The 12,801-nt window shown below is 35.5% G+C and carries 8 protein-coding genes; 1 reads left to right on the top strand and 7 read right to left on the bottom strand.

Going from position 1 to position 12,801, the window contains the following annotated elements; all coding sequences use genetic code 11:
* Nucleotides 1-51: 51 nt before the first annotated feature.
* Nucleotides 52-2,643 carry a TonB-dependent receptor gene (locus LV89_RS03600; protein ID WP_109741504.1) on the bottom strand — a complete coding sequence of 864 codons (2,592 nt, stop codon included), beginning with the start codon at nt 2,641-2,643 and terminating at the stop codon, nt 52-54.
* 503 nt (nt 2,644-3,146) lie between these two features.
* Nucleotides 3,147-3,920: a LytR/AlgR family response regulator transcription factor gene (locus LV89_RS03605; protein ID WP_109741505.1), complete on the bottom strand. Its 774-nt coding sequence runs from the start codon at nt 3,918-3,920 to the stop codon at nt 3,147-3,149.
* Nucleotides 3,921-3,983: 63 nt separating this feature from the next.
* On the opposite strand from LV89_RS03605, the gene LV89_RS03610 reads away from it, so the two are divergent.
* The gene (locus LV89_RS03610) at nt 3,984-4,535 is read left to right on the top strand and encodes a GNAT family N-acetyltransferase (RefSeq protein WP_109741506.1); all 552 of its coding nucleotides are present in this window, start codon (nt 3,984-3,986) and stop codon (nt 4,533-4,535) included.
* Here the strand turns inward: LV89_RS03610 and LV89_RS03615 are convergent.
* The 5 genes from LV89_RS03615 to LV89_RS03635 all read right to left on the bottom strand — a co-directional run bounded on the left by LV89_RS03615 (nt 4,521) and on the right by LV89_RS03635 (nt 12,650).
* Nucleotides 4,521-5,573 (bottom strand): sensor histidine kinase, encoded by a 1,053-nt coding sequence (locus LV89_RS03615; protein ID WP_109741507.1) that lies wholly within the window; start codon nt 5,571-5,573, stop codon nt 4,521-4,523. The two genes, LV89_RS03610 and LV89_RS03615, sit on opposite strands and share 15 nt — an antisense overlap.
* 337 nt (nt 5,574-5,910) lie before the next feature.
* Nucleotides 5,911-6,555 (bottom strand): hypothetical protein, encoded by a 645-nt coding sequence (locus LV89_RS03620; protein WP_109741508.1) that lies wholly within the window; start codon nt 6,553-6,555, stop codon nt 5,911-5,913.
* Between the two features lie 391 nt (nt 6,556-6,946).
* Nucleotides 6,947-8,215: a cation:dicarboxylate symporter family transporter gene (locus LV89_RS03625; protein ID WP_109741509.1), complete on the bottom strand. Its 1,269-nt coding sequence runs from the start codon at nt 8,213-8,215 to the stop codon at nt 6,947-6,949.
* A gap of 296 nt (nt 8,216-8,511) precedes the next feature.
* Nucleotides 8,512-9,417, bottom strand: a complete 906-nt coding sequence (locus LV89_RS03630) for an AEC family transporter (RefSeq protein WP_109741510.1) — start codon at nt 9,415-9,417, stop codon at nt 8,512-8,514.
* 167 nt (nt 9,418-9,584) lie between these two features.
* Nucleotides 9,585-12,650: a TonB-dependent receptor gene (locus LV89_RS03635; RefSeq protein ID WP_109741511.1), complete on the bottom strand. Its 3,066-nt coding sequence runs from the start codon at nt 12,648-12,650 to the stop codon at nt 9,585-9,587.
* Nucleotides 12,651-12,801: the final 151 nt, after the last annotated feature.

Genomic DNA, 12,801 nt, shown 5'->3' on the forward strand with positions numbered 1-12,801 from the left:
CTATCGTAGGACTTAGACTTCGTTTGATTGATGTATTAGTGTAATTTAAAATTATCTTGGACGACCACCGCCAGTTGGAGCAGCTTGTGCAGGAGCAGCTTGCTGACCGCCACCGTCTCCGCCACCGTCTTTCAAGTCGTCGTTGTTTACAGATTTCTTTTTCTTCCTCGTATCTGTGAATGTCATCTTACCAATTCTGTAACTGAAATTGATTTTGAAGTTCATGTTACGCAAAGTGGTTGTGCTGTTTTGTGTAATTGTTGGAGAATCGACATTGCTTTTGATAACAAAGCCATCTGGTGTAAAGAAGTTTTCTGCACCAAAACCAATACTTCCTTTTTTGTTTAAAAAGTCTTTCTTCACACTTAAACTATACATCGCAAATCCACCTTGATTTCCTTGTAATTGAACCTGATTTCCTCTATAAAATGCGAAAGTCTGTAAGCCCCAACCTTTAGCAAGGTTATAGCTACCAAATAATCTGAAACTTGCTACCCAACCTTGGTTGGTTGCATTATAAAGTGGGTTTGGATTATTGTTTTTCAAAACGGTATAGTAAACATCTGTACCACCACCTAATTGAAGTTTATTAGAAATATTTACGTTTCCAAAAAGATTTACACCGTAAGCATCTTCATTACCAATGTTAAAGAAATTAGTCAAAATGATTGGTTTTCCTTGTGCGTCAGTGGTACTTGTACGTACACTTTGAATACCTCCAGTAGTATTACGCATGAAAAGTGCTGTGGTCAAGAAGGTATTTTTGAAGAATGTATTTACCGTAAATTCATAGTTGTTCGTAAATTCTGGAGCCAAATTCGGATTACCTTCTGTAACGTTTGAAGGGTTAGAAGCATTACGGTTTGGATTCAAGAATTGTAACGAAGGTCTTTGAATACGACGGTTATAAGCAATTTTTAAAGTTGTTCCGCCTTTCAAACTTTTTGAAAGGTTAATGCTCGGTACAAATGTCCCGTAGTCAGCAATATCAATGTTTTTAGCTACGCCACCTTCTGAAGTTTGTGTTGCATCAATATTCGTGTATTCATAACGACCACCTACTTTTAAGCTATATTTTTTCTTGGTAGTAAGGGTATATGAAAAATACGATGCTGCAATGTTTTGGTCGTAATCTAATGAACCATTGTTACCAAGTTGTCTGAAAACTGAATTTACTTGTCTGAAAATTCCTTTTCCACCAAATTCAATCATTTGCGTTTTACCGATTGGCGTTTGGTAATCTGCCTGAACAGTTGATTCTTGGTTATAACTTGGATTGGTATTGGTAATAATATTTTGACCTAATTTTACTAACGAATCTGGAAGGTTTAAGATAGTATTTGTGAAATTGTTATCACGGTTGTTTCTACTATACTGTCCCGACAAAGTAAATTCTTGTTGTGGCTTCTTGAAAGTGTGTGTATAGTCAAAGTTGGCATCAACGTTATTTGAATTGTCTAATGACTCTACATTACGAGTTGTTGAACTCGATAAAAGATTATTTCTGTAAATCTGAGATAATAATCCATCTTGAAAACTTGATTGATTTCTTGCTCCTAAACGTACAGAAGCCGTAATTGAGTTAGTTTTGTTAATATCCCAGTCCCAACCTAATTGGTAGTTTCCGAATAAACCACTGTTACGAGTTTCTGCACTTTGGTTGTTAGTTGTTTTAACGCCGTCAGTACCTGTTGTAATCTGATTGTTTTCAAAACGACCGTTTATATTATAATTTGCTCTACCGAAACCTCCCAAAGAGAAACCCATATTTCCTCTACGATAATTTCCGTTTAAAGATAAATTACCACCTCTGATACCAACACTTGTATCTAAATTTAAGGTAAGCCCTTGTAAAGTATTTTTCTTAGTGATGATGTTAATAATACCCGACGAACCTTCTGCATCATATTTAGCAGATGGAGAAGTGATTACCTCAACCGACTTAATCATATCAGCAGGAATTTGCTTTAAAGCGTCTGCAACGCTACTTGCAATGATAGTAGATGGTTTATTGTTAATCAAAACTCTTACGTTTTGACTACCTCTTAACGAAACGTTTCCGTCTAAATCTACCGTCAAAGAAGGTACTTTTCTTAAAACGTCCGCACCGTCACCACCTTTATTGCTGGCATCTTTTTCAGCATTATAAACCATTCTATCCACTTTGTCTTCCATCAACGAACGCTGACCTTCAACGGTAACTTCTTGAAGCACTTGTGTACTTGGGTTTAATTTGATAACGCCCAAATCAATTTCATCGTTTTTATTTACGATTTTCACTTCAACCTTTTTTGATTGAAAACCCATAAATGAAATTGATAAAATGTATTCGCCTGTTGCGATTTTTGTCAACGAAAATTTCCCTTTGTCGTCGCAAATTGCACCATCAACAGGTTTTTTGTCAGCCTTATTCATTAAGGCAACACTTGCATACTCAACTGCTTGTGAGGCAGCAGAGTCAATCACATACCCTATGATTTTAGCAGAACCTTTTGGTGTAGCCTGTGCAGTACCTGGAATGGCTGCTTGTTCGGTTCTTCTACCGCCTCCCATGCCACCAAAACCACCACCCATTGGAAACTGAGCAGAGGTGCTATTGGCATAAAGACTTAAAATTGTTAATAATAGTAATAGCTTTTTCATGAATTCTGATAAATGTTACTTACGTTTTGATGTTACGTAATTTTTGCAAAGTTGCTGTATTTTCTTAACTGATAAAATTAAAATAGTACAAATGGGTTGTTTTTTCGATAAGCGGAAAATGTCTCTTTTTACTTATTTAAGACATATTTATAACACAAATTTGCACTTGTTAGCCTTAGTTTTTGACAATTTTCGACCAATATAGAAAGTGTGCCGATGAGAGGGGGTTTTTAGGGTATCAAGAGAATTGCTTTCTGGGGAGTTAGAAGGTGTAGAATCAGTAATTTCAGTTTCAACGCTGACGGTTTTATGTGCTGTCAGCGTTAGATATATTTCTTAAATTGTTAATGTTAGTAGGGATTTAGGGATTAGGATTTAGTTTTTTCATAAGCTTGATTATCAATGATTTATGGCATTGCAAAATACCGTCTAAATTGGAATCCCCTGATTAATAGCGAGTCCAAACACCAATGCCCAACAACTAAATCCTAACGCCTATTAATCTATATCTCAAAAAGCTCTTTGATAGCATCACCAAATGTGCCTCCCGAAATCATTTTAGATTGAGCTTTGTCTTTCATCGTAATTTGATATTTACCGTTGAAATGCTTTTCTATTTCCTTGATTTTCTGCGTGTTAATAATATTGGCTCTGCTTATTTGCAAGAATTGAGTATCAGGAAGTTTTTCGGATAGAATTGAAATGGTATAACTCGTCAGGTATTTATTGCCGTCAAGGGTTACTAAAAATACGTATTTGTCTTCTGCTTCAAAATGGCTAATGTCCTGTAAATCAATTAGTAATATTTTATTTCCTGTTTTTACAGAAATAGAGCTAATGGCTTTTTTAGGACGCATCGCTTCTATCATTTTCAAAATATTTTCATCAAAAGGGCTTTTTGTCTGGTTTTCTTGTGCCGACTTCCAAAGGTTAAGTTTTTGTACCGTTTTCTCCAATCGCTCATTTTCGATGGGTTTCAACAAATAATCAATTGAATTTTCTTCAAAAGCTTTAATGGCGTATTCGTCGTAAGCCGTTGCAAAAACCACAAGCGGTAAATGTTTGAGATGAGCAAGCATCTCAAAACCTGTCATTACGGGCATTTCAATATCTAAAAAAATTAAGTCAGGACGTAGTGATTCTACCATCGACAAGCCTTCTGCTCCGTTGTTTGCTCGCCCGATAATTTCAAAAGTATCGGTATATTTGCCCAATAATCGTTCAAGGCGACTAATGGCTAATTTTTCATCGTCAATTAAAATGGTTTTGAACATCATTTTATGGGTTGAAATCCCGTATTTAATTAAAAATTACGATTGATAATAATCGTTTTACAATCAATGATAGAAATATACTCAGAACGTTTGCGATTGATACCGCTTGATAATCATTTACTTCATATCTGGAACACTCAAGGACGCACAGACATGACCGCAAAATTAGGACTGAATGCCTGTGACTGGAATATTGATGAGTTTCATTTGGCTGAAACACAAGATGCACTTCAAAATTTTTGGTTGCCAATGACCGAGCAAAATCCTGCTGATTTTTTTTGGTACACCAATTGGGAAATCGTTTTGGAAACAGAAAATACCTCTGTTGGGGGTATTGGTTTTGCGGGTTTCCCTGACCAAGATGGCGTTACGATGGTGGGTTATTTTATTGATGGAAATCACCGTGAAAAAGGTTATGCCACCGAAGCTCTCACTTGTTTGATAGACTGGGCAAAGTTAGAACCAAGCCTAAAAACTATCATTGCCGATACACCTTTTTTTAATTTTCCGTCTCAAAATGTACTGAAAAAATTAGGTTTCAGAGAGTTTTCTATTAGTGAAACGGAACATATTAATCAGAAAATTCAATTGAAAAACTGGAAATTATCGCTTCGGTAATGATAAAATTACGGATTTTTCGGGTTCATTAACAATACTCATTGTTGCTTGTTCACCCGATAAAAGTCGAAGTTTATCTTGGATAGATTTTAAACCATATCCAGAAAAAATATTGTCAGGAAAAGGGACACCATTATCATGAATTTTGATGATTAAGTTTTCCTTTTCTTCCGAAATATGAATTTTTACGACACCATTACCCGCTAATTTTGAAATGCCATGTTTGATAGAATTTTCAACAATAGGCTGAATCAAAAATCTTGGAATCTGACAATTTTGTAGATTATCCTTCTCAAAAGTTACTGCATAAGCTAAACGTTCATCAAAACGCACTTTTTCAACTTCTAAATAGGTTTTTACAATTTCTAATTCGTTCTTCAGAGAATCATAATGCTCATTATTTCTACCTGTTGAGAACCGATAAAACTTTGACAAATTCATGACCATGTGTTCGGCTTTATCAGGGTCTTCATGCACTAAGGACGCAATAGAATTCAAGGAATTGTACAAAAAGTGAGGATTGATTTTTGCCTCCAAAGCCGCTAATTCTGCTTTGGTTTTGAGGTCATTCATCTGTAATATTTCATATTCTTGTTCCGTCATTTTGATAATTTGTTTACGTTCACGAGTAAACCAATAATAGATGATATTTATTCCTAAAATTGGTCCTAAAGTAAACAGGGCATCGTACCAATCTCTTACGGTATTATCAATATTGTGATATTCTTTTTCGTCAAATAATCGATACATAAGTGTAAACGTATAGAACTTGAACATTACCGCATTGATGGCAAAAAAAGTAAGTGCAAAATGGCGTAAAAATAGAGACTTTATTTTTCTTCCAAACTTGACCATCAACCAACAACCCAAGAGCATAGAGGAGGCATCAAAAATATTGCTGTAAATGATATTAATGATAAATTCACGGTATTGAGATTTCCCTCTGAGCATTCCAATGATAAAGTAGATATGACCGTTAAATGCCATAACCGTGAAGAATCCCAAAAGCCAAAAACGCCCCCAAAAGCTTGATTTCATATTGTTGTTATTTTGAAGAAAATGTTTAGAAAAGGTTGTTTAAAAGTCATAGGGAATAAGTCGTAAGGAATTATTCCCTAATAGTATTTTTTAGATAAGTTTAAGTAAAATGCTATTTGGATGGTTGATTATTTCCAAAATAATATTTTGTATTATAGACTGCAACATAACTTATTAGAAGTGAAATTTAGTATTTCGGCTCAACTTCCCGAAAGTTTTAAACTTACGGGAAGTTCCTATTTTAATATGTTATATCATACTCTATACGACTTATAACTTAAAGACTTATTGACTTTTAAACAGCCTCTTCTTTAATACTAAGTATGCCAGCACCTACTTATTTACAAGCTTTTGCCAAGCCATTTACTTGCTCTGAACCCCATTTTGGAGCAAGAGGGTTTGTTGGTTTGAAGTTAGCAAATTTTTGGATAGCGGTTTGTATTTCAGGACAGGCTTTTTCTGCTCCACCACCAAATTGTTCTGGCGTATAATAAACCATTTGTGCTTTTAAAGTATATGCTCGTGGGTTTTCTGGATTTATTTCCTTTGCTTTGGCAATCGCACCTTCAAAAGCTGAACCAAATTTCATCCAACGAGCAGCTCCATTTACTGAAATTCGCATCATGGCAACTTGTGCTTTTAATACCTCAATTTCGTCGGGAGTGTTTACATTTTGTTGGCTAAGTTTTGTGATAAATGCTTCAGATTTATCTAAATATTTGTCAATTTCTGAGCCTTCTTTTTGTTTTTGGGCGATTAAATTATAGCACAATGCAGCGTAATAATTGGGTAGCCATTCGCTTGTTTCTGAATTAGCTATTCTTTCAAATTTGTTGGCAACTTCTTGTAAACTTGCTACATCTTGGGCTTGTCCCAATTCCATTAAAGTTGCTCCCATAGCTTTGTTAAAACGTTCATTGTCAGTAGCTTTTGTGATAAAAGAAGCAATAAGTAATACGATTGTGAAGATTAAATTTTTCATGATTTGATGTTTTTAAAATTTAGAAATTATTTCCTTGTTTGATGATTCAAAAGTAGTGACGTATTGAAAGGAAATGAATAGGAATCCGACAAACTGTGGATTTTTGGGCGTGAATTGCCTGTTTTTAAGTGTGGCTTGTATTTAGGTAGATATTCAAAAATTAAAAAGAGTGAGGATAATAATGATTTGTTTTATAATCATTATTATCCTCACTCTTTTTAAATACCAATTTAGAATACTTAACGGAATTGTCAAGGGTTTGTCAAAAGACAAAGGATAGACTGCTGATTTTTCTTTATTCTATCTGACTGCCTCCCAGTGTAAATCAGTAAAATCCGTTCAATCTGTGGTCTAAATTTGTCTGCGAAAAATGGTTTATCGTTCTGATTGATTACTCAGCAAAAGCTTCTTGCATCTTCTCTCTATCAAATTCACCTTCATTATTGGCTAACCAAACCGTAGCCACTCCGTTTCCTATAAAATTGGTGATAGCCCGAGCTTCCGACATGAATCTGTCAACCCCCAAAAGTAAAGCTAAACCTTCTACGGGAATTACTTTAATAGCCGTAAGCGTTGATGCCAAAACAATAAAACCACTTCCTGTTACACCTGCCGCACCTTTTGAAGTTACCATCAAAATACCGATGATGGTCAGGATTTGTTGTAAATCTAAATGAACATTGAAAACCTGTGCCAAGAAAATAATTGCCATTGAAAGGTAAATCGTTGTACCGTCCAAATTGAAAGAATATCCCGCAGGAACTACCAAACCAACTACCGATTTTGAACAGCCCATTTTCTCTAACTTTTCCATTAAAGATGGCAAAGCCGCTTCTGAAGATGATGTTCCTAATACAATTAATAATTCTTCTCTGATGTATTTTAAGAATTTTAAAAGGTCGATTTTATACGTTCTCAAAATCAAATAAAGTACCACAAAAATGAAGCAAGCCATTGTACAATAAACTGTTACCATCAATTTTGCCAAAGGTAAAAGTGTCTGGATTCCGTATTTTCCAATGGTGAACGCCATGCCGCCAAATGCTCCAATTGGTGCAAGCAACATCACTTTATGCAAAGCCCAAAATATTTTTTTGGAAATGGGAGAGAGGGTATTTACAATTTTATCTCGACCTGCATAATTACTCAAAGCCACTCCTAAAATAATGGCTAAAAGCAAAACTTGTAAGGTAGCATTGTCCCAAAAGAATTTCATCCAACTGAATGCTTCTGCTGATTTTGTGTATTTTGAAATATCGCCACCTTTGATTTCGGAAGTTACCACGCCGTCACCTGGGCGTAAAACGTTGGCAATCACAACGCCAATGAAAAGTGCTACGGTTGTTACTATTTCAAAATACAATAATGCTTTTGCTCCGACTTTTCCGACTTTCTTCAAATCTCCCATTGAAATAATCCCTAAAGTGATGGTCAGGAAGATAATTGGGCAGATGAATAGTTTGACGATACTGATAAAAATACTGCTTAGAAGTTCGCTAAAAGTAGTTTTTATCTCAAATTCGGAAAAATATAGACTGAATTTTATCGGTTTTTCTAAAATGGGTTGCAGGGCTACTTCGGGATAAAAATGTCCCAACAATACCCCCGATACAATAGCGGTTAGTACCCAAAAGGTTAGATTTTTGAAAATATTTTTCATATATGTGATTTGATGGGGTTGATTGAACACAGATTTTACGGATTAGACACGGATTTAATACACTGTTTAATAAGTTATCTGGATAATTTTTATTCCAAAATCTTTTATAACTTCCCGAAACAATATCCATTGTGGGTAAAGAACTTTCGGGAAGTAGTCGAGAGGTTCACTTCCCGAAAGTTTTTTTACCCACAATGGATATTGTTTCGAGAAGTTGAAGAAACTTATTAAACACTGTATTTAATAATTAAATTTTTATGTTAATCCGTGTCTAATCTGTAAAATTCGTGTGCCATTTAGCTTACTATTAAATACCAAATGCCAACGTTTAATAGTGACAAAGGAATGCTTATACTGACCATTTGAGTAGCCAGTTTAGGGTTTAAACCGTAATTGATAGCGATAATTGTGGCTGTATTCATTGAGCCTAAGGCTGCACCAACTACTGATATTTTTCCAATAAATGAATGTTCGCCGATTATGAGGATATATAAAATGAAAATCAACATTGGGGCAATCAATAATTTATAAAAAAGTCCAAATAAAAGAGGTTTCACTTGTAAATCTTCTCTTTTGAAACTTATTTGTAATCCTATCGAAATTAAGGCTAAAATGCCAAAAGGACTACCAATTTTTTGCAAAATTTCAATGCTCCAAGCGGGGAAATGACAATTTGATAAATTCAATGCTAAAGCCACACAAAATGATAAAAATGGTGGAAACTGAACAATGTCGCTAATGATTTTCTTAGCAGATACTTCTTTTGCGGAATAATACGAAGCCGTAAATATGCCTAACGTCCCGCAAACCACAAATGACCCTGCTTGACTCATGAGTACGCCTACCTGCAAACCTTCTTTACCAAAGAGTAATTCAAAAATAGGAAAACCCACAAATGATATACTACTGATGCCCGCCGTGAGGGTTAATGCTCCCGTAGTGCTACGGTCGAGTTGTAGAATTGGAGCTAATATTTTGAAGAAAATAAATGACCCAATGTACAAAATGTAAGGCATTAAAATGGGCAGTGCTTTATTACGTTGAAAATGAATTTCAGTAGTGTAAAGCAAAGTCAGGGCGGGCAAACAGACGTATATAATGAAAGAATTCAAGACCAAATGAGCGTCTTTCGGAAATCCTTTTAACCGCTGAAGAATAATCCCCAACAATAAACAGGCTAAAAGTAGTAACAAATTGGTCAAGAGAAATTGATTATATATTTAGTTGTACTTATTAATGTGCTTGATGTTATTTAGCACGCAGATTACATAAATTTCAAAATGCAGATGTGTACAGGCTTTAAAAACTTCTTTTGTTATAATTGTTTTAAAAATCTGCGAAAATCTACGTTATCTACGTGCTATAAATCTTAAAACTTAAACGTTAAGTTTCCGTAATAATATGAACCGTTGAATCCAAATTGGTTGGCGTTACGAGTATAAGGCACTTGACCGTTGGCATACGAAACATAATTACTATAAACTTTATCAGGATATACATCGGTAATGTTATTGCCTCCAAGCGTGATTGTCAAGAATTTATTTAAGCTATAAACCACCGACGCATCGAATAAATTTTTACCACCAAATGTTTGGCTTTGGTGCAAATTGCTTGTTCCTGTTACAGGTTTGCTCAATTTTTCCCAAGCAGTTACTTCTCCAAAATACGAACTACGTAAATTTAAGCTTAATTTGCCAACTTGATAACCCAATGAAAGTAAAACTTTTGAGTGTGGTTGACTTGTTTCAATCAATGCTCTACTTACGGTATCAATCAATAAAATTGGGTTTTTGGTGTCTAATTGTAAAGCTGATGGCGTTGCTTTTACGCCTGTAATTTCAGTTTTATTAACCGTTAAAGCTAAACTTGCAGTAAATCTGCTATTTGTTCCAACTGATTTTTTGTAAGACGCCACAATGTCAATTCCTTTTGTTCCTGTATTAATGGCATTGGTGAAAAAGGTAATTTCTTGAAAACCTGCAAAGTTGTTTTTCAGAGCGGTGATATTATTAACGTTCAAGTTTTCAGTTACGATAATTCTGTCGGTAATATCAATTTGGTAAGCATCAACGGTAAATAAGAAATTTGCTCCTGCTTTTGCCGTAATCCCGAGGTTGTAGTTCCATGAGGTTTCTGGTTTTGGGTCTTCAATCCCGATTTTTGCCAAACGTGCGTCGTCAGATGGTAATTGTTTGGTGCTACGAATTACGCCATTTTGTACCGTAGAAGTTGTAGCAGCATTGGCAATTTGTTGAAGCAATGGAGCTCTAAAACCTTTATTGATAGAACCTCTGATTGAAAGGTCGTCGGTAATTTTTAAACGAGTTGCCAATTTCCCAGAAATATTACTACCGAAATCACTATAATTTTCATAACGTAATGCTCCTGCTACTAACAAACGGTTGGTAATGTCACTTTCTAAGTCTAAATACATACCAATATTTGAACGACTTTTATTGGTTAAATCAGCTTTGTCGATACCCACACGTCCTTGCGAACCTGGTGTTTTGTTTTTGGTAGCAGATAAAGGTCCAACGAAAGAAGCGGCATCGTCTCCAGGAGTTAAAGTGAAATTATCCACTCTATATTGAGCTCCCAAAGCTACGTTTACCGATTTTGTTCCCCACAAACCAAGCGTAGTTTTAGAAAGGTTTACTTCCGTCAAACTTTGTCCAAAACCGATTCTACCGATATAAAAATCCTTTGGAGAACTTGCTCCCATTGACGCATTTGAGGTGTTATTGGCGTTTTGGTCAAGATAGTTTTTACCATAACCTGTACTAATATCCCAATTCCAACCTGTTGAAGTTTTACGTTTTATTCCTGCAAAACCCGATAAATCAACCGATGTTCCCGGTAATTGAGGTACATAACCATCAGGATATAAATCTGGGTTTGACGTTGCACTGGTTGCCAATGCAGTTCTTAAAAAAGCCTGTGCAAATACATCTTTTTGCGAAAATCCACCGAATGAATACAATGTCCATTCTTTGTTTAAAGGAACATCAAGATTGTAAAAAACTTGTGTCGATTTCATGGCGTTACTTCCATAAGATGTTGGGTGAAAAGAACCATAAGTACCGTCTCCCCAATATCCTCTTGACTTCAATAAGGCTTGGTCAGTTGCGGCTACGTTGGTATAAATTCCAGTGTAAGTTCCGCCCGCTACGGGTTGTGGATTGTATGCGTCCGAACGGTCAGTTCCTTTTACATCTTGATAACTCCCTGTGATGTTTAATGATGCTTTTTTACCTAAATCAAAACCATAATTTAAGCCAACTGTATAGCCTCCGCCATCGCCTTTTGAGGTTACGCCGTATTGAATTTGTGCCGTTCCGTTATTAACAGATTTCTTCAAAACTAAGTTAGCAATACCTGCAATGGCATCTGAACCGTATTGAGCAGCAGCTCCATCACGCAAGATTTCCATTCTTTCTAATGCCAATGATGGAACTGAGTTTAAATCCGTTACAACTGTTCCTTTTCCAACGGTTACGTTACTATTCAAAGCGGCAAATTGATGACGACGTTTTCCGTCCACTAAAACCAACATTTGGTCGGGCGAAAGTCCTTTCAATGAAGCAGGGTCTGCATAGTTAGCTACGCCATTGATACCATTTTTAGCCGAATTAAACGAAGGCGACATAAATTGAACCTGTTGTCCCAATTCAGTTTGTCCAGTTGTTTGTAATTCTTTGGCACTGATAACGTCCACAGGTACAGGGCGTTCTACGTTAGTACGTGCTACTGTTGAGCGTGAACCAATTACGACAACTTCCCCTAATTGTGAAATATCTTCTTTCATAACAACCGTCATGTTTTGATTAGAAGCCGTAATTTTTACTTCTTGTTTCTCAAAACCCACGAACGTTAATACTAAAACGTCACCTTCTTTGGCGGCAATATTAAATTCGCCATCGTTGTTAGTGACAGTTCCTCTTGGCGACCCTTTTACTAAAACACTCACACCCGGTAAAACTTCTCCTTTTTCGGTGGTTACTTTTCCCGAAACTCTATCTTCAATAATGACTGGTAAATTTTCTTTTTCATCTATAATTAAAGCCGATTGTTCTTTATTTTTCTTCAAAACAATTTGCTCTTCAACTACTTCATAACGAAGTTTATTTGGATATAATAATTTGGGCAAAACAGATGTTAAAGGCTCGTTATTAGCTTGTAAACTTACATTTTTGTTAGCTTCTACCGTATTGTTGCTATACACAAAACGAACATTTGTTTGCTTTTCGATTTCTTGTAAAACTGTTTTTAAACTCACATTTGAAACTTTAATGGATACTTCACGATTTAAAATTTGTTGTGCTTTGGTTGGACGAGCAAACGCCATTACGGTACAAAGCGTAATGAGAATACAGGGATAAATAGCGATTTTCATAAGAGTAAGCAGAGCTTGCTTTGAGAATAAAGATGGTTTCATAAGATTGTTTTTGGATTTTAATTTTTTCGGTTCTCTCTTGTTACGGAGAGAACCTTCTTATATGAATTTTTAGAAAAGATTAATTACAGTTAGCAGTGAACAGTTATTAGTGAATAGTTATTAGTTATTAGTTATTAGTTATTAGTTATTG

Origin of the sequence: Arcicella aurantiaca, assembly GCF_003148625.1 — a bacterium.
GTDB classification, from domain to species: domain Bacteria; phylum Bacteroidota; class Bacteroidia; order Cytophagales; family Spirosomataceae; genus Arcicella; species Arcicella aurantiaca.